Origin of the sequence: Salinilacihabitans rarus (genome assembly GCF_024296665.1) — an archaeon.
Taxonomy (GTDB): domain Archaea; phylum Halobacteriota; class Halobacteria; order Halobacteriales; family Natrialbaceae; genus Salinilacihabitans; species Salinilacihabitans rarus.
In genome coordinates, this window is record NZ_CP100762.1 from 1,848,583 (window position 1) to 1,864,632 (window position 16,050).

At 72.2% G+C, this 16,050-nt stretch carries 21 protein-coding genes; 15 read left to right on the forward strand and 6 right to left on the reverse strand.

The features are described 5' to 3' along the window. The first annotated feature begins 98 nt into the window (after window positions 1-98). From NKG98_RS09705 to gvpM, 8 genes are read left to right on the forward strand one after another with little or no spacing between them, the layout of a single operon-like run. Complete coding sequence (locus NKG98_RS09705) at window positions 99-746, forward strand: GvpL/GvpF family gas vesicle protein (RefSeq protein ID WP_254765722.1); 648 nt, start codon at window positions 99-101, stop codon at window positions 744-746. Then, window positions 746-1,000: a gas vesicle protein GvpF gene (gvpF, locus tag NKG98_RS09710; protein WP_254765723.1), complete on the forward strand. Its 255-nt coding sequence runs from the start codon at window positions 746-748 to the stop codon at window positions 998-1,000. Before NKG98_RS09705 ends, gvpF begins: the two co-directional genes overlap by 1 nt. Further along, on the forward strand, window positions 1,000-1,521 hold the full coding sequence (locus NKG98_RS09715; protein ID WP_254765724.1) for an Hsp20/alpha crystallin family protein: 522 nt from the start codon (window positions 1,000-1,002) through the stop codon (window positions 1,519-1,521). Before gvpF ends, NKG98_RS09715 begins: the two co-directional genes overlap by 1 nt. Then, window positions 1,514-2,455 carry a hypothetical protein gene (locus tag NKG98_RS09720; protein ID WP_254765725.1) on the forward strand — a complete coding sequence of 314 codons (942 nt, stop codon included), beginning with the start codon at window positions 1,514-1,516 and terminating at the stop codon, window positions 2,453-2,455. Before NKG98_RS09715 ends, NKG98_RS09720 begins: the two co-directional genes overlap by 8 nt. A 50-nt stretch (window positions 2,456-2,505) precedes the next feature. Beyond that, entirely contained in the window at window positions 2,506-3,036 is a 531-nt protein-coding gene (locus NKG98_RS09725; protein WP_254769458.1) for a gas vesicle protein, read from the forward strand. Then, complete coding sequence (locus NKG98_RS09730; protein WP_254765726.1) at window positions 3,029-3,367, forward strand: gas vesicle protein K; 339 nt, start codon at window positions 3,029-3,031, stop codon at window positions 3,365-3,367. Before NKG98_RS09725 ends, NKG98_RS09730 begins: the two co-directional genes overlap by 8 nt. Continuing rightward, entirely contained in the window at window positions 3,364-4,272 is a 909-nt protein-coding gene (gene gvpL / locus NKG98_RS09735; protein ID WP_254765727.1) for a gas vesicle protein GvpL, read from the forward strand. Before NKG98_RS09730 ends, gvpL begins: the two co-directional genes overlap by 4 nt. Before the next feature lie 3 nt (window positions 4,273-4,275). After that, window positions 4,276-4,593, forward strand: a complete 318-nt coding sequence (gvpM, locus tag NKG98_RS09740) for a gas vesicle protein GvpM (protein ID WP_254765728.1) — start codon at window positions 4,276-4,278, stop codon at window positions 4,591-4,593. A 97-nt stretch (window positions 4,594-4,690) separates the two neighbouring features. On the opposite strand, the gene NKG98_RS09745 is transcribed toward gvpM, so the two are convergent. Together NKG98_RS09745 and NKG98_RS09750 are read right to left on the reverse strand one after the other, a co-directional pair. Further along, the gene (locus NKG98_RS09745; RefSeq protein WP_254765729.1) at window positions 4,691-4,906 is read right to left on the reverse strand and encodes a hypothetical protein; all 216 of its coding nucleotides are present in this window, start codon (window positions 4,904-4,906) and stop codon (window positions 4,691-4,693) included. Between the two features lie 283 nt (window positions 4,907-5,189). After that, a complete protein-coding gene (locus tag NKG98_RS09750) occupies window positions 5,190-6,203 on the reverse strand; it encodes a Gfo/Idh/MocA family protein (protein ID WP_254765730.1) in 1,014 nt (337 codons plus the stop codon). Window positions 6,204-6,297: 94 nt separating this feature from the next. Between NKG98_RS09750 and NKG98_RS09755 the strand changes: the two genes are divergently transcribed. The 3 genes from NKG98_RS09755 to NKG98_RS09765 all read left to right on the forward strand — a co-directional run bounded on the left by NKG98_RS09755 (window position 6,298) and on the right by NKG98_RS09765 (window position 8,078). Further along, window positions 6,298-6,537 (forward strand): glutaredoxin family protein, encoded by a 240-nt coding sequence (locus tag NKG98_RS09755; protein WP_254765731.1) that lies wholly within the window; start codon window positions 6,298-6,300, stop codon window positions 6,535-6,537. Between the two features lie 472 nt (window positions 6,538-7,009). Further along, window positions 7,010-7,480: a nucleotidyltransferase domain-containing protein gene (locus NKG98_RS09760; RefSeq protein WP_254765732.1), complete on the forward strand. Its 471-nt coding sequence runs from the start codon at window positions 7,010-7,012 to the stop codon at window positions 7,478-7,480. Window positions 7,481-7,592: 112 nt separating this feature from the next. Beyond that, window positions 7,593-8,078, forward strand: coding sequence for an FxLYD domain-containing protein (locus NKG98_RS09765; RefSeq protein ID WP_254765733.1), 486 nt, complete (start codon window positions 7,593-7,595; stop codon window positions 8,076-8,078). Here the strand turns inward: NKG98_RS09765 and NKG98_RS09770 are convergent, their stop codons facing one another. Next, window positions 8,079-9,140, reverse strand: coding sequence for a zinc-dependent alcohol dehydrogenase family protein (locus NKG98_RS09770; RefSeq protein ID WP_254765734.1), 1,062 nt, complete (start codon window positions 9,138-9,140; stop codon window positions 8,079-8,081). Window positions 9,141-9,254: 114 nt separating this feature from the next. On the opposite strand from NKG98_RS09770, the gene NKG98_RS09775 reads away from it, so the two are divergent. Further along, window positions 9,255-9,902, forward strand: a complete 648-nt coding sequence (locus NKG98_RS09775) for a hypothetical protein (protein ID WP_254765735.1) — start codon at window positions 9,255-9,257, stop codon at window positions 9,900-9,902. Window position 9,903: 1 nt separating this feature from the next. On the opposite strand, the gene NKG98_RS09780 is transcribed toward NKG98_RS09775, so the two are convergent. After that, entirely contained in the window at window positions 9,904-10,794 is an 891-nt protein-coding gene (locus NKG98_RS09780) for a ribonucleotide-diphosphate reductase subunit beta (protein ID WP_254765736.1), read from the reverse strand. Between the two features lie 111 nt (window positions 10,795-10,905). Here NKG98_RS09780 and NKG98_RS09785 point away from each other — a divergent pair, with 111 nt between their 5' ends. Continuing rightward, window positions 10,906-12,726, forward strand: a complete 1,821-nt coding sequence (locus NKG98_RS09785; protein ID WP_254765737.1) for a MutS-related protein — start codon at window positions 10,906-10,908, stop codon at window positions 12,724-12,726. 3 nt (window positions 12,727-12,729) lie between these two features. Here the strand turns inward: NKG98_RS09785 and NKG98_RS09790 are convergent, their stop codons facing one another. Next, window positions 12,730-13,236 (reverse strand): DUF6735 family protein, encoded by a 507-nt coding sequence (locus NKG98_RS09790; protein ID WP_254765738.1) that lies wholly within the window; start codon window positions 13,234-13,236, stop codon window positions 12,730-12,732. A 174-nt stretch (window positions 13,237-13,410) separates the two neighbouring features. On the opposite strand from NKG98_RS09790, the gene NKG98_RS09795 reads away from it, so the two are divergent. Further along, on the forward strand, window positions 13,411-14,079 hold the full coding sequence (locus NKG98_RS09795) for an HAD family hydrolase (protein WP_254765739.1): 669 nt from the start codon (window positions 13,411-13,413) through the stop codon (window positions 14,077-14,079). Between the two features lie 3 nt (window positions 14,080-14,082). Here the strand turns inward: NKG98_RS09795 and NKG98_RS09800 are convergent, their stop codons facing one another. Then, window positions 14,083-14,583, reverse strand: a complete 501-nt coding sequence (locus NKG98_RS09800) for an SRPBCC domain-containing protein (protein WP_254765740.1) — start codon at window positions 14,581-14,583, stop codon at window positions 14,083-14,085. A gap of 92 nt (window positions 14,584-14,675) precedes the next feature. Between NKG98_RS09800 and NKG98_RS09805 the strand changes: the two genes are divergently transcribed. Further along, window positions 14,676-15,959 carry a DUF7405 family protein gene (locus NKG98_RS09805; RefSeq protein WP_254765741.1) on the forward strand — a complete coding sequence of 428 codons (1,284 nt, stop codon included), beginning with the start codon at window positions 14,676-14,678 and terminating at the stop codon, window positions 15,957-15,959. Window positions 15,960-16,050 lie beyond the last annotated feature (91 nt).

A 16,050-nucleotide genomic window follows, 5' to 3' on the forward strand; every position in this document is an offset into this window, starting at 1 on the left:
AGGCACCGGGAAGCCGAACCGGCCACCGAGAGTCGCGCACGTCGCCGGCGCGCCGACAGCCGCCGGACGGTGACGGTGCGAGGCCACGTCTCAGAGTTATGAACGAGTCAGCACGGTCCGAGGCGAACAGCCGGTACGTCTACGGGATCGTTCGCGACGAGGACGCCGTCGAGTTCGAGACCGACGCCGTCCGCGGCGGCGAGCGCGTCTACCCGATCACCCACGGCCGGCTGGCGGCCATCGTCTCGGACGTCGACACGACCGATCCCGAGGAGACCGACGAGGACGCCAAGCGTCACGACGAGGTGCTCCGGGAGATCATGGAACACGACGGCGGGCGAACGGTCGTCCCGATGCAGTTCGGCATGGCCTTCGAGAGCGACCGGGCGCTGAAGAACGTCCTCCGGGGCGCGCGCCCGGCGTTCCGGCGGGCCATGCGCGACGTGCGGGGGGCGGTCGAACTCGGCCTGAAGATCGTCCGCGACGAGGACGACGCCGTCGACCGGGAGGCGGTCGCCGCGGCCGTCGACGACGAACTCGCCCCGCTCGCCGAGGACGCCGTCGACGGCGACCTGTTCAGCGACCGCCTCGTCTACAATCGGACGTTCCTCGTCGCCCGCGACGACCGGGAGGCCTTCGACGAGGCCGTCGCGCGCCTCGAAGACGAACACGACGACCTGACGTTCCGGTACTCGGGCCCGTTCGCCCCGTACAGCTTCGTCGACGTCCACGTGGGGGCCCAGTGATGTTCGTCCTCGACGACCTCCTGTTCCGGCCGTTCGTCGGCATCGTCGACGCCCTGCACACGATGGCGCTCGACGAACTGTACGACGTCGACGCCATCGAGGACGACCTCAAGGAGAACCAGTTGCTGTACGAACTCGGCGAGCGCTCCGAGGAGGAGTACCGCCGACGGAAGGAGGAACTGGAGACGGAACTCGAAATCGCCCGCGAGGTCCACGAGGAACTCACCAGCGGCCGCGTCCAGGTGAAACGATAATGGTAGACGACCCACCCGACGACCCGCCAGACGAACCGACCGACGACCGTCGCGACGGCAACTGGATCGCCAGTCTGCTGGACGCGCTAGAGCGCCTCGACCGGTACTCGTCGTCCGAGCACCGCGGCCGGGGCCGGCGCTTCGACTACGACGTCTCGATCCGGACGGGCCTCGACGCGATCGACGACCGGCGCCGCGACCCCGAGGAAGGGGGCCCGCCCGGGCGTCGCCCGTCGGGGACCCGACCGTCCGCGCCGGAACGGGGGTCGTCGGGGCGAACCGCCAGCGCGGACCGGTACAACCTCACGACCCGCCGCCACGGGGACGAACTGCTCGTCACGGCGGACGTCGCCGGCGTCGACCCCGACGACGTCACCGTCGGCTTCGACGACGACGTGCTGGTCGTCGCCGTCGAGGATCGGCCGCTCGAACGCGTCGACCTGCCGTGGGAGGGGTCGACGGCCGAGGCGCGGGTCAACAACGGCGTGCTCACCGTCCGGGCGAGGCCAGCCGATGACTGACCCGAACGAGGGGGCGGAGGCGGTGACCGAGGCCGCCGCGGAGGGCCTCGACGGCCTCGAGGACGCGCTCCGTTCGATCGACGACCTCGTAGACCCCGACGAGGAGCACCTGGGGTCGGTGATCGACCGCCTCGACCGCCTCGAACGGGTCGCCCGCGAGGCCGAGGAGTTGCTCGCGTCGATCGACCTCGCCGAACTCCCCGACGCGGTCGACGAGGAGGAACTGGTCGAGGCGGTCGAGACGGGCGAGATTCCCGACGCCATCGCCGAGGGCGAGGCCGACGAGGTGGTGCGCGTCCGCCGGCTCCTCCGGGCGATCAACCTGCGGGAGCTGCTGGACGTCGGGAACGTCGTCGAGATTTCGCGGGAGGCGAACGAATTCGAGGAGGCGGTCGGGAACGTACGCGACGGCGGCGACGGCGGCGAGGACGACGGCATCCTCGGGAAGGCGACCGACGCCGTCGGCGACGACGAGGGCGGGATGCTCGAAACCGCCGTCGAGGAGGGCGAGGAGTTGGTGGCAGAGGGCAAAGAGGCCGCGAGCGACGAGTTCGGCGTCGGCTCGCTCGACCCGGCCGAGGGCGAGGAGTTCGGCTTGGACGCCGAGGACACCGAAGCCTACCAGCGGATGGTCCAGGACCGGGCGGTCGCGAGCATCGAGGAGTTCCGCGAGGCGCTGCTCGTCGTCCACGGGAAGTTCCAGAAGGTGTACGACTTCAACCGGGAGCACCTGCGCCGCGAGGACGCGAGCACCCACTCGCGGAACCCGACGGCGGCCTCGACGATGCCGATCGAACGGGCCGACATGCGCGCGGCCGACCGCCTCTCGACGGTGCCGCGCCAGGTGAAGTACTCGACCGCGCCGGGGTTCGACCGGATCTACGGCTCGCGGTTCGAGCGCGAACTCGAGAAACGCCGAGGTGACAACGAGTGAGAGACTTCCAACCCAGCAGACAGAAGACCGACCTCGCCGAGGTCGTCGAGATGCTCCTCGACAAGGGAATCGTTATCAACGCCGACGTCGCCGTCTCGATCGGCGACACGCAACTGCTCGGCATCCAGATCCGGGCGGCGATCGCCTCCTTCGAGACGGCCGCGAAGTACGGCCTCGAATTTCCCGAGGGGACGGACATGCGCCGCGTCGCGGAGGCCGCCGGCGATCCCGAACTCGCCGAGCGCGAGCGGCCCGCCGCGCCGGTCGACCCGACCCGCGGGGTGAACGTGACGGCCGAAGGGGACGACGAGGAAGACGGCGACGGCGAGGAGACCGAGACCGCGAACGACGGTGGCTCGTACGGCCACGACGGGGGCACCGAGCGCGGAACCGAACACGTCGGCGTCCGACCCGACCCCGGGACGCTCGGCGGGACGGGGACCGACCTCGTGAGCGACACGACGAAGGGAGACCCCGAGGAGTGGGAGCCAAACGAGGAGGACGAAGAGGCGGGCGAGGGCGACGCCGACGAGGCGGAAGCCGACGGGGCCGAAGACGACCCGGAGGCCGAGGATGGCTAAGATCGACGTCGGCGACGAGGCGGACGCCCGGCAGGGACTCGTCACGCTCGTCGTGACCGTCGTCGAACTACTGGTCGAAGCCCTGGAGCGGGAGGCCGTCCGCCGGATGGACTCCGGGAAGCTCTCCGACGAGGATGTCGAACGTCTCGGGAGCCAACTCGCCCGGATCGAAGCCGAGATCGAACAGTTGAAACGCGACGAGGGGATCGAGGAGGGGGTCGCCGACCTCCGGGGCGACCTCGACGGCCTCGTCGCGGACGCCATCGAACGCTTCGACGATCCGGAGGCAAGCGGGCCGGGCTACACCGTCTACGGGGGTGACGAGGAGTGACCGACGACGTCGGGCGAGCGGTCGAGAACGGCGGCCCGGAGACGGCGGAGGACGCGGCGGAAGAGCCGCCGGAGTTCGACGAGGGCCGGTACGTCTACTGCGTCGTCCGCGCCGAGGCGGACGACGCCGACGCGTTCGAGGGCGTGACGGGCCTCGAAGACGAACCCGTCTCGCTCGTCGCCGTCGACGGCGTCGGCGCGGTCGTCCACGCCTGCGAGGGGCTGTACGACTCCGCCGACCTCGGGGAGATCCGCCGCTGGCTCGTCCGCCACCAGTCGGTCGTCGACGCGGCCGCCGAGCGCTTTGGCACCCCGCTGCCGTTCCAGTTCGACACCATCGTCCGCGGCGACGACGGGACCGTCCGCGAGTGGCTCCGCGAGGAGCGCGAGACGCTCGCGGACGTCCTCGGATCGCTGGCGGGCCACTGGGAGTACCGGATCGAGGTCGTCCGGACCGACCCGGTCGACGCGGCCGCCCTCGAAGCGGACGACGAGCGACTGGCGGGCCTCCGCGAGCGGATCGACGACGCCGCCGAGGGGACGGCGTTCCTCCTGGAGAAGCGCTACGACCGGCGGGCCGCCGAGCTACGGCGGGACCGCCGGGAGGCACTGGCGGCCGACCTCCGCGAGCGGCTGGCGGGGCCCGCCCGCGAGGTCCACGAACTCGACCGGTCGCCGGCCGCGACGCTCGACGAGGCGGACGGGAGCGACGAGGCGGGCGAGACGGTCTGCCGGCTGACGGTCCTCGCACGCGAGGACCGGGAGGACGCGGTCGGATCGGTGCTCGACGACGTGGCGGCCGAGCCGGGGATCGAGGTGCGGTTCACGGGGCCGTGGCCGCCGTACACGTTCGTCCCGGACCTCGGGGACGAGACCGACGCCGGCTCCGCCGGCGGGAGGGGGTAGCGCGTGGAGCCGACCAGAAACGAGGACGCGCTGGTCGACGTCCTCGACGTGCTCCTGCGTGACGGGGCCGTCCTCCGGGCGGACGTGATCGTCTCGGTCGCGGAGATTCCGCTGATCGGGATCAAGCTGACGGCCGCCATCGCGGGCATGGAGACGATGACCGAGTACGGCCTGTTCGAGGAGTGGGACACCACCCGGCGGAAGGCCGCCGTCGCCAGACGGCAGTACCGCCGCGGCGAGCGCCGGCGGGAACCGGAGCGACGCGAGGCGTCGGCCCTGCGCCAGCGGTCGGCAGCGGACGATCGAGACGGGGAAGACTGAGACGACTCCCGGGATCGGAAGGGAGCGTCGACGAAAGAGCGCGAGTGCGAGTGCGAGACGCCCGACAGTGGTGAGGCGATTCGAGCGGGACGACCGGTCAGGCGAACTTGGGGCGTTCCTTGGTCACCTGGACGTCGCCGGAGACGGCGGTGCGCTCGCCGTCCTCCTCGTAGGTGTACCGCCCCGTGCCGCCACAGAGGGTGCACTCGTACTTCTCGGTGATCTCGTTTATCATCTCGCCGTCCTGGAAGTAGACCCGGCTCTGGGTGATCTGGAGGAACTGGGCGGTCTCGCAGTTGGTGCACTCGATCATGCGAGACGGGTCGGCCGTTTCGGTAGTAGTTATCCGGCTTGTAACCAGTCCGGAGGGTCGATACAGACGTGTTAACACCGCCCGGAACGGCGAGCGCCGACGGCGGGTCGCGGCCCCCGGCCGCGGGCGACGATCCCTCCCGCGGGCACCGACGGGATCGCCCGACGGGAGCGGGGACGACCTCGCGGACCAGCGACGGATTACGGGTCGAAAACCGCGGGTGAAACGATTCGACGTCGATTAACGGAGCGAATGCTGTGATTTCGACGGCCGTTCGCGGGGGCTACGGTCCGACGGCGACGCGCTCGCCCGAGCGCGCGGACTCGTAGGCCGCCTCGGTCAGCGCCGTCACTTTCAGGGCGTCGCGGGCGGTCGCCGGCGGTTCCGTCCCGTCGAGGACGCTCCGGACGAAGGCGTCGGCGCGGGACTGCTCGCGGCGCGGATCGATGTAGGGAACGTGTTCCGCGCTCTCGGCGTCGATCTCGAAGACCCGACGCGAGCGCCACTCCTTGCCTTCGAGGTAGACCGCGCCCTCCTCGTCCCAGACGTGGAGGTGTTCGCGGACGGCCGGCGCGTCGCCGTAGAAGGAGAACGCCCCCGTCGCGCCGTTCGAGAAGCGGACGTCGAGGTGGGCGCGGCGGTCGACGCGCCGCTCGTCGTCGTGGAAGACCATGCTCGCGCGTACCGACTCCGGTTCGAGGCCGGTCGTCCAGAGTACGCCGTCCAGAACGTGGCTGCCGGTGTCGTAGAGGAAGCCGCCGCCGGAGAGGTCGGGGTCGAGGCGCCAGTTGCCCGCGGAGGCCTCGATCCACCCCTGGGTGATCGAGGCGGTGAGCCACGTCGGCGAGGCCTCCCGGAAGCGCTCGTGGGCGGTCTGAAACGCCGTCTGGAGGTGGCGCTGGTAGCCGACCATCAGCGTCTCCGGCCCCGTCGCCGCCCGCTCGGCGAGGTCGCGGGCGTGCCCGTAGTCGGTCGCTAACGGCTTGTCGCAGTAGACGTGTAAGCCGCGGTCGAGCGCGGCGGTCACCTGCTCGTAGTGCAGCGTGTGGGGCGTCCCCACGAGGACGGCGTCGAGGCCGGCGTCCCCGAGCATCGCCTCGTAGGAGGGGTACCTGCGGTCCTCGGCGACGACGAACCGGTCGCCGACCTCCGCGAGGCGCGCCTCGTCGAGGTCGCAGACGGCCGCGACGGTCGCCTCGGGGTGGCGGTGGAACTGACTGCCGACCGTCGTGCCGATGTAGCCGAGGCCGACGATCCCGAGGCGAATCGGTGTCGTGGCGTCTCGCTGTGACGTCATGGCTCGTCGCACGACGCCCAAGGCCATGTCTCTTTGGCGAGGGGAACGCCGCGTCGCCGCCGGACCTTTCCTCGTGGAACCGGTACGGCCGCGCATGGCGATCACGCTGTACGAACTCGACGGCTGTCCCTACTGCGAGACGGTGGCCGACGCGCTCGACGAGGCCGGCGTCGACTACGAGAGCGTGTGGGTCGACGCCCCGCACTCCGAGCGCGACGAGGTCAAGCGCGTCTCCGGCCAGCGTGCCGTGCCGGTGCTCGTCGACGACGAGCGCGGGGTCACGATGGCCGAGTCCGAGAACATCCTCGCGTACGTCGAGCGGACGCTCGCGTGACGGCAGTAACGGCCGCCATCCGCGGGCGCAGGCGACGGCTCACGGCCGGTAGCCGGGGGCTATCGGCGTCGGCGCCGCGTCCGACCGGTCGGGTAGCTCGCGGATACCGCCGCGTTACACCACTCCTGTGCTCGTTTTCGCCGGGCTAGCCGCGACCGAGCGACTCCATAACAAAGGGGACGTCCCGCGTCGCCCTCACGTGCGGGGAAGCAACGCCCCGTCGGGTACACGCTCGGCGCAGACCACGACGCGCTGACCGGCCGATTGCCGTGCGTTCGTGCCCGGATCGCTCGGAAGTGGACTCGCCCCCCGCTTCGAGTCAGCTCATGTCTCTCACGCCAGGGCGGGCCCCCGCCCCCGCCCGGCTCACCAATTTTCGAGCGACGGCTCCCGGTACGCGAGCGGCGGCGTTCCCTCGCGGACGGCGTCACGCCGAAATCGCTTAGCACGCGGGACGAATACGTCGGGAACGATGCCCCCGCTCGGCGACGACCACCGCGCCGCGATCCGGACGCTCGCGACCGAACTCGAAGGGGCCGGCGTGACGTGGGCGCTTACGGGCAGCGCGAGTTTCGCGCTGCAGGGCGTGCCGGTCGAACCGGACGACGTCGACGTGCAGACGACCGCCGAGGGCGCCTCCGAGATCGAACGGCGGTTCGCGGAGCGGGTCGTCGAACCGGTCTCGTTCTCCGCGGCCGAGCGGATTCGCTCGCATTTCGGCGCGTTCGAGGTCGAGGGCGTCCGGGTCGAGGTCATGGGCGCGGTCCAGAAGCGGCGGGCGGACGGACGCTGGGAGTCGCCGGTCGACGTGGCGGCCCACCGCAGGGAGGTGTCCCTCGACGGCGTGTGCGTGCCCGTCCTCTCGCTCGCGTACGAGGCGCGGGCCTACGAGCGGCTGGGCCGGACCGAGCGGGCCGCCCTGCTGCGCGAACACGTCGAGTGACGCCCGCGGGTTCGGTCTGCAAGGCGTAGGCCAAAACCGTCGGAGCCGTTTCGTTCGATCGGATGCAGCAGTTCGTTTCGAGCCGTCGGCCGCTCGCGCGGGGTGGGCCGCGGTGAGCGACGCCGGGACGGGCCGGCGACGGTACCTGGCGGCGCTCTGCGGCGCCGTGGCGACGGTCGCCGGCTGCGGCGCCGCGGAGACCGCACCGCGGTACGAGTCCGGCGAGGCCGACGGCAACGCGTCGGCCAACGGCTCGCGGTCGGCCGAGCAACTGGAGACGGCCGAGGCGCTCGCCGTGACCGAGGCCGACGAGGACGCCGACCACCGCGAGGGGCTCGCGGTGGTCGACCACGAGTACGTCGTCTACGACGACTACCGCGGGCCGACCGTCGAGGGAGTCGTCGAGAACGACGGCGACGAACCCCTCAGGCGCGTGGAGGCCCGCGTCCGCGTCTACGACGACGCGGGCCACCAGCTCGGCCGGTACGTCGACCGCACGGGCGACCTCGAACCGGGGGACACGTGGCGGTTCGAGGTGCTCGTCCTCGAATCGCCGGGCGACGTGGCGAGCTACGACGTCGCGGTCGTCGGGCTGTGATCAGAACTCGGTGACGACGGGGATGCCGACCGTCTCGTAGTCGTCCATCGCGGCGAGGGTCTCCGGGAGGTCGTCGAGCGAGAGCCGCTCGCCGACGATCCGCCCGGGGTCGAGCGTCCCGCGCTCGATGAGGCGGAACAGCTCCTCGTAGCGGACCGGCGGCATCCCGAACGAGCCGCGGACGTCGATCTCCTGCATGGTCATCGCGTCGACGGGGATCGACACCTCCCCCTGTTCCTCGCCGGAGGTGAGCCCGATCTGGACGTGGGTCCCGCGCCGGCCGAGGCTGCGGATCGAGTTCCGGCAGGTCTCCGCGACGCCGAGGGCGTCGATCGAGACGTCGGCGCCGCCGCCGGCGGCCGCCTTCACCTCCGCGTGGACGGTCTCGACCGCGGCGGCGTTTACGGTCTCGACGGCGCCGAGGTCGCGGGCGCGTTCGAGTTTCTCCTCGCGGACGTCGACCGCGATCGGGTGTGCGCCCAGCGCCGCGGCGACGTGGACCGCCGAGAGGCCGACGCCGCCACAGCCGTGGACCGCGACGGCGTCGCCGGCGCGGAGGTCCGCGCGGTCGGCGAGCGCGTGGTAGGCCGTCACGAACCGACAGCCGAGGCCGGCCATCTCCGCGAAGTCGACCGCGTCGGGCAACCGGACGCAGTTGAAATCCGCCTCGCGGACGGGGAACGCCTCGGCGAACGCGCCGGGGGCGATTCCGGTGAAGCCGAGCGGGAGCACCGTCTCGCAGACGTTCGCCCGCCCGGCCCGGCAGTGCGGGCAGGTGCCGTCGGCGAGGTGGAAGGGGACGGTGACGCGGTCGCCCGCCGAGAGGGTCTCGACGTCCGCGCCCACCTCGGCGACGACGCCGGCGGGTTCGTGCCCGAGGATCTGGCCCTCCGGCGCCTGCGCCCCGATCCACCCCCAGTCGCCGCGCCACGCGTGCCAGTCGCTGCGACAGACCCCACAGGCCCGCGTCTCGACGATCACCTGATCGGGTTCCGGTTCGGGGTAGTCGACGTCGCGAATCGCGAGCGGTTCGCCGTACGCTTCGAGGACTGCGGCGCGCATACGCCCCCGTTCGACGGGGAGGGGTAAAACTGTCGGCGGCGCGTCGGGTCCGTAGCTGAAGCGAGGATTTCAGCTTGGACAACGTATACCCCCGGTGATACCCAACGGTTGCCCATGCCCACGTCCCTGACGCGACGACGCCTCCTCGCCGCCGGATCGGCCGCCGGCCTCGCCGCGGTCGCCGGCTGTATCGCCGACGGCCCGAACGACAGAGCGGCGGGCGGCGACGGTGGCGGAACCGAACCGGACGGGAACGAGACCGACGGCGACGGGGAGAACGACGGACACGACGACGAGAACGGAGACGACGGGACGTACGTCCTGCGCGACTCCGAAGTCCTGACCTACTCGACCCCGAACGGCGAGACGAGCGCCGAGGCGTTGCTCTCGAGAACGGACGCCGACGACCGCATCGAGTACGACGCGCTCGCCGAGGAGGACCGGAGCCGCGTCGAGTCGTTCGTCGACGAGACGGACTTCGACGAGGCCGTCATCGTGCAGGTGCGCGTCCGCCTCCCCGACCACTGCCACGACGTCGAAGTCGAGGAGGTCGACGCCGACGAGGACGGACTCTCGGTCCGCGCCCGGGCGGTCGACGACGGCGGCGCCGACGAAATGTGCGCGCAGGCCCTGCACACGGTGACCGCCCTCGTCCGGGCGGTCTTCGAGGACGAGGTCCCGAAGACCGGTTCGATCCACGTCGTCGACGCCGACGGGAGCGAGCACGGGTTCGGCTACGGGTCGGCGAGCGACGGCGAGTGACTCACTCCTCGAGGCGCACCAGTTCCTCGACCGACGGGAACTCGCCCGCGTCGTCGGTGATCTGTGCCATCCGCTGGGCGTGCTTCTCGGCGGCGTACTCGACGAGGCCCGCCTCGGGAACGCCGGGTTCGCCCTCGACGCTCGCCTCGCCGACGATGCGCCGGGTGAGCGCCGCGAGGTCGCCGACCGTCTCGTGGAGCAGCGAGGGGTCGACCTCGCCGCCGGCGAGTAGCCGCTTCAGCTTCCACATCCCGAAGCCGACGTGGCGGCCCTCGTCGCTGCGGATCTTCGAGAAGCCCTCGACGAGCCCCGGTAGCTCCGGCAGCGCCTCGAACTCGCCGCTGAAGTTGCGCTGGACGCCGTAGTAGCCCGTCTGGGCGAGGATGCCCTCGATCGTCAGGTGGTAGTGACAGTACGCCAGCGCCCGGTTCTCGGGGCCGTCGTCGTCGAGCAGCGCGGCCATCGCCGCCTCGTTGCGCGCGAACAGTTCGTCGTAGGCCTCGCCGAACCACCGGTCGTCGGTCGGTGACGTCCGCTCGCCGCCGCGGCGCTCCTCCTCGGGGCCGATCACCGTTTCCCAGTAGCGGTCGAAGAAGTCGGCGTGCTTTGCCTCCTCGTATAGCTGGGTGGTGACGAACAACTGATCGGCGACGTCGTCGAGGACGACCGACAGCGGCGCGAGGTCCTCGGTGACGGCCTCCTCGCCGGCGCCGAACAGCGCGAGCGTCGAGCGGAGGCCGTCGAACGACGCCTCGGAGAGGTCTGCGATGGCCTCGCGGTCCGCCGCGAGGTCGATCTCGTGGGGGTCCCAGTGGCGCTCGACCGCGTTGCGGTAGTAGCGGTACGACCGCCGGTCGCGGTCCAGCCGCGGTCGCGTGGCGTCCGTGGCCATACCACACGGTACGATCCCCCACCGTCAAAGTGCTACCGGACCGACACGCGCCGGCGCCCGTACCCGCCCGATGACACAGCGTTCAAGATCGCTGACGCGAATCCCTCGCGTATGCGACTCGAGGAGTACTGGGGGGTCGGGCCGAAGACGCGCGAGACGCTCGTCGACGGACTGGGGGCCGAGGCGGCGGTCGAGGCCATCGAGAGCGGCGACGTCCGCGCGCTGGTCGACGCCGGCCTCCCGCGGGGCCGGGCGACGCGAATCCTGCGCCGGGCGACCGGCGGGGAGGGGATGGAGACGCTGGCGACGAGCGACGCCCGCGCGGCGTACAAGGAGCTACTCGATCTGGCGGTCGAGCACGCGGTCACCGAGCGCGCCGCCGACCGGATCCGGATTCTCACGCCGCTGTCGAGCCGCGAGGCGATGGCGGAGCGCCTCGACGCGGTGCTCGCGGCCCGCGACGCGTGGGCGGCCCTCCCCGAGGGCGACCGCGAGGCCGTCCTCGCGGCGTACGACCGCTACGACGAGCGCGAGGGGAGCGAACTGGCCGCCGTGGAGGCGGCCCTCGCGCTGGCCGAGGCGGGCGTCGACGCCGGGCCGTTCGCGGCGATCGCCGACCTCGACCGCGAGGCCCTCGCGGAGGCCGCGGCGGCGCTGTCGGCGCTCGACGACGGGCGCGTCCGCGAGGGAGCCGACGAGGAACTCGACCGCCTGCGCGACGCCCTCGGGACGGTCGAGGACGTGGACGCGAACGCCCTCAACCTGATCGAGGAGTTACGCGAGGACGGCGTCCGCGACGTGGCCGGCTTCCGCGACGCGTTCGAGGATCGGCTGGTCGCCGACGCGGGCGTGACGATCGACCGGGTCCGCGAGGCGATACCGGCCGACGCGACCGACGCGACGGACTTCGTCGGCGCGACGCTGCGCGGGCTCCGGGCCGACCTGACCGACGCCGTCGACGAGCGCGAGGCGGCCGTGGCGAGCGACCTCGAGGCGACGCTGGCCGACGCCCGCGAGGCGGTCGACCGGGCCGTCTCGGCGGTCGACGAGATCGCGTTGCACCTCTCGCTCGCGCGGTTCGCGCTGGCGTACGACTGCACGCGCCCGACGTTCGTGGAGACCGAGGCGCGCGGCGCCTCGGACCGGGCGAGCGCGGGAACCGCGCGAGAGGGGCGCCGCGCGGCCGTCTCCGTCGTCGGGGCGCGCAACCTCCGGCTGGCCGCGAGCGACGAGGAGTCCGTCCAGCCCGTGACGTACGCGCTTGGCGACCACGCCGTCGACGAGGTTCCCGACGGCGTCGGCTCGGCCCCCGGCGACGACCGCGTCGCCGTCCTCACGGGGGCAAACAGCGGCGGGAAGACGACGCTGCTGGAGACGCTCTGTCAGGTGGTCCTGCTGGCGTCGATGGGCCTGCCGGTCCCCGCCGAGCGCGCCGCGGTGACCCCCGTCGACGCGCTGGTGTTCCACCGTCGCCACGCCAGTTTCAACGCGGGCGTCCTCGAATCGACGCTGCGCTCGATCGTCCCGCCGCTTTCCGGCGACGGGCGCACCCTCATGCTCGTCGACGAGTTCGAGGCGATCACCGAACCCGGCAGCGCCGCCGACCTGCTGCACGGCCTCGTGACGCTCACCGTCGAGCGCGACGCGCTGGGCGTGTTCGTCACCCACCTCGCGGACGACCTGGAGCCGCTGCCGCCCGAGGCACGCGTCGACGGCATCTTCGCCGAGGGGCTGGGGGCCGACCTCGAACTGCGCGTCGACTACCAGCCGCGGTTCGACACGGTGGGACGGTCGACGCCCGAGTTCATCGTCTCGCGGCTCGTCGCGAACGCGAGCGACCGGGCCGAGCGCGCGGGCTTCGAGACGCTCGCGGAGGCGGTCGGTCACGAGGCCGTCCAGCGGACGCTGGCGGACGCCCGCTGGGACGAGTGAGGCTCACGGCTCGCCGACGCCCTCGTCCGACGGGGCGTCGTAGGTGTAGAGGTGACCGTCCCGATCCTCGCAGACGCGCGCTTCGAGGTACGCCTGCGCCGCCCGCCGCGAGAGGACGCCCATCTCGACGACGTCGGCCAGCGCGGTCTTCGTGGCGCGAAACCACGTCCGGAGTTCGAGGTCGTCGCCGGGGTCGGCCGCGACGAGCGCGCCCCGGCCCCGGCGGCGGCCGTCGCCCCAGCCGAGCCAGAACGCGCGGTAGGGTCGCACCGCGAACGCGGGGGAGACGAGGTACAGCGCCTCGTAGCCGCGCGGGTCGAGGTAGTCGGTCAGGACGTGATCGAGCGCGACGCCGGCGGCGAGCAGTTCGGCGTCGACGGCACTGCGGGCCAGCGGCGCGTCGTGCGTGATCGCGGTCGCGAGCGCGAGGCCCTCGCCGCCCCAGTGGCTGTACCGGAGGTCGTAGCGGCGGTCGGGTCGCCGGTAGGCGACGAGCGCCCTATGTCCCATCGCGCCACCGGCGAGCGGGGCGGTCGACGTCGGTCGTCGAGGGCGCGAGCGCGGGCATTCGGTCGGGCATCGGGGAGTCTGGCCGCCCGTTTGCACTTGAACCTGTGGACGCCCCGCGGACGGGTCGCCGGCGAGCGCAAGGCCGAAAGTCTCCGAGCCCGTACGGACGACCGAATGCGATACGACGCAGTCGTCTTCGACAACGACGGCGTGTTGACGACGCCGACCCGACGGGAGGCCCTCCGGCGGGCGATGCGAACCGCCTTCGAGAGCGTCGGCGCGGTCGCGCCGGCCGACGAGCACCTCGACACCCTGATCAGCCCCGACGTGCCGTCGCTGCGGTCGATCGCGACCGAGCACGGCGTCGAGGCGAGCGAGCTCTGGGCGGCCCGCGAGCGCGCCGCCGTCGAGGTCCAGTACGAGGAGATCCGGGCGGGCCAGAAGACCCTGTACGACGACGTTTCGAGCCTCGACGACCTGACGGCGCCGCGGGCGATCGTGAGCAACAACCAGCACGAGACGATCGCCAACATCGTCGAGCACTTCGGGCTCGACGGCTTCGACCCGTGGTACGGCCGCGAGCCGACCATCGCCGGCATCGAGCGCAAGAAGCCGACGCCGTACTACCTCGAACGCGCGATCGACGACATCGGCTGTTCGAACCCGCTGTACGTCGGCGACAGCTGGGTCGACGTGGCGGCCGCCGACGCGGTCGGGATCGACTCGGCGTTCGTCTGGCGCGACCACCGCGACGGCTACGACCTGACGGCGTTCGACCTCGAGAGCGAGCCGACCCACGAGATCGACACGCTCGCGGAGCTTCCGGGGCTGGTCTCCGGGTAGCGATCAGGCGGTCGCGTTCGCGTCCGCGTCCGCGTCCGCGTCCGGGTCCGGGTCCGGGTCCGGGTCCGGGTTCGCCCGCGCCTCGGCGCGCGCTTTCACGGCCTCGTTCATCGCCCTGAAGCCGCGCTCGATGCGGTCCGCGTCGAACAGGAGGGGGACGAGCGCCCCGCGGAACGTCTCGCGCTGGAGCAGGCGAGTGCGCTCGCCGCCGTCGACCGGTTCGAGGTGGAACTCGTGGTACCCGTCGAAGGCGAACGGGACCAGCAGGCGACCGACCCAGACGAGGCGGCGGTTCTCCTCGGCGGCGACGACCGCCGGCGTGAACGTCCAGCCCCGCGACTCCGGCGGCTCGATCCGCACGCGGAGGCGCTCGCCCGTGACGGGAACCCCCTCGATCGAGCGGACGAACGGGTTCCACTCCGGGTAGGCGTCGAACTCGAGGAGCACGTCCCAGACGACCGACGGCGGGGCGTCGATCTCTTCGAAGACCTCGACCTGGTGCACGCTAGTCACTGACTCGCCCGACGGACAAGCGTGTGTCGGTGACGGCGGCCGCCACCAAAACCCCCATTGTCGTCCGGGCCGGAGGGGCGCGCATGAGCCCCCCGTCGCGCGGACTCCCCCGTCGCGCGTTCGTCCGCAGCGCCGTCGCCATCGGCGGGGCGAGCGCGCTCGCCGCCTGCATGGACCGCGAGGGCGAGGAGGTCGCAGACCTGCCGCAGGCGTCGGTCGCCCCCGAGGACCTCCCGGAGCGCCAGCACGCCTGGAACGACCACGTCCTCGAAGACGAGCACGGCAACGCGCTCGCGCCCGAGCACAACGTCCTCCTCTGTCTCGACTACCTGGGCGACCGGCCGACCGACGCCGAGCGCGGAGAGGTCGAAGCGGCGCTGACGACCCTCGAACGCGCCTACGAGCGCGGGAGCGACGGCCTCGCGTTCACCGTCGGCTACTCGCCGGCGTACTTCGACCGGTTCGACGGGGACCTGCCCGGGTCGGTCCACCTGCCCGACCCCGAGCCGCTGGCGTCGATCGAGGACCCCGCGCTCGACGCGTACGACGCGCTCGTCCACCTCGCGAGCGACCACGGGTCGGTCGTGCTGGCCGCCGAGGAGGCGCTGACCGGCGAGCGCGCGTCGCTGAACGGCCTCGACGTCGAGGGCTCGTTCGACGGGATCTTCGAGGTGGCAGAGCGCCGGACCGGGTTCGTCGGCGAGGGTTTGCCCGCCGACGAGCAGGAGGGGGTCCGCGGCATCCCCGACTCCGAGCCCGTCCCCGAGGACGCTCCGATGTTCATGGGGTTCAAGTCCGGCTTCCGGAAGAATCAGGCGAGCGAGGACCGCGTGACCATCGACGCGGGACCGTTCGCCGGCGGGACGACGACCCACCTCTCGCGCATCCGACTCCACCTCGAACAGTGGTACGAGCAGGACAGCCGCGACCAGCGCGTCGCCAAGATGTTCTGTCCCGCCCACGCCGACGAGGGCCGCGTCGAGGGCGCGGGGCACGACCTCGGCGACTCGAGCGAGTTGGGCGACTGCCCCGCCCACGCGACCGACGACGCCCGCAACCGCGGGGTGGTCGGCCACGCCCAGAAGGCCGCCCGCGCCCGCGAGGACGACGAACCGCGCATCCTCCGGCGGGACTTCGACTCGACCGACGGCGGCGAGGCGGCCGTCCACTTCCTCGCCCACCAGCGGGCCGTCTCGGAGTTCGTCGAGACGCGGCGGGCGATGACCGGCGCCGACCTCGCCCGCGACTCCGCGGTCGGCTCGCGGACGAACAACGGCATCCTCCAGTACCTGACGGTCGCGAACCGGGCGAACTACCTCGTCCCGCCGCGCCGGCACCGCTCGCTGCCGTCGCCGGCCCCCGAGTGACCGTCCCGCCGACCGCGACGCGCTCGCCGGGGCCGGCGCCGGCCCGCAGTCGCCGCCCGGAGCTATTTCCTGCCGGCCGACGTGCGAGGCC

Coding starts and splice junctions, on each gene's coding strand:
- NKG98_RS09705 (WP_254765722.1), top strand. CDS start 99: ATGAACGAGTCAGCACGGTCCGAGGCGAACAGCCGGTACGTCTACGGG.
- gvpF (WP_254765723.1), top strand. CDS start 746: ATGTTCGTCCTCGACGACCTCCTGTTCCGGCCGTTCGTCGGCATCGTC.
- NKG98_RS09715 (WP_254765724.1), top strand. CDS start 1,000: ATGGTAGACGACCCACCCGACGACCCGCCAGACGAACCGACCGACGAC.
- NKG98_RS09720 (WP_254765725.1), top strand. CDS start 1,514: ATGACTGACCCGAACGAGGGGGCGGAGGCGGTGACCGAGGCCGCCGCG.
- NKG98_RS09725 (WP_254769458.1), top strand. CDS start 2,506: ATGCTCCTCGACAAGGGAATCGTTATCAACGCCGACGTCGCCGTCTCG.
- NKG98_RS09730 (WP_254765726.1), top strand. CDS start 3,029: ATGGCTAAGATCGACGTCGGCGACGAGGCGGACGCCCGGCAGGGACTC.
- NKG98_RS09745 (WP_254765729.1), bottom strand. CDS start 4,906: ATGATCGAGTGCACCAACTGCGAGACCGCCCAGTTCCTCCAGATCACC.
- NKG98_RS09750 (WP_254765730.1), bottom strand. CDS start 6,203: ATGACGTCACAGCGAGACGCCACGACACCGATTCGCCTCGGGATCGTC.
- NKG98_RS09755 (WP_254765731.1), top strand. CDS start 6,298: ATGGCGATCACGCTGTACGAACTCGACGGCTGTCCCTACTGCGAGACG.
- NKG98_RS09760 (WP_254765732.1), top strand. CDS start 7,010: ATGCCCCCGCTCGGCGACGACCACCGCGCCGCGATCCGGACGCTCGCG.
- NKG98_RS09770 (WP_254765734.1), bottom strand. CDS start 9,140: ATGCGCGCCGCAGTCCTCGAAGCGTACGGCGAACCGCTCGCGATTCGC.
- NKG98_RS09775 (WP_254765735.1), top strand. CDS start 9,255: ATGCCCACGTCCCTGACGCGACGACGCCTCCTCGCCGCCGGATCGGCC.
- NKG98_RS09780 (WP_254765736.1), bottom strand. CDS start 10,794: ATGGCCACGGACGCCACGCGACCGCGGCTGGACCGCGACCGGCGGTCG.
- NKG98_RS09785 (WP_254765737.1), top strand. CDS start 10,906: ATGCGACTCGAGGAGTACTGGGGGGTCGGGCCGAAGACGCGCGAGACG.
- NKG98_RS09790 (WP_254765738.1), bottom strand. CDS start 13,236: ATGGGACATAGGGCGCTCGTCGCCTACCGGCGACCCGACCGCCGCTAC.
- NKG98_RS09795 (WP_254765739.1), top strand. CDS start 13,411: ATGCGATACGACGCAGTCGTCTTCGACAACGACGGCGTGTTGACGACG.
- NKG98_RS09805 (WP_254765741.1), top strand. CDS start 14,676: ATGAGCCCCCCGTCGCGCGGACTCCCCCGTCGCGCGTTCGTCCGCAGC.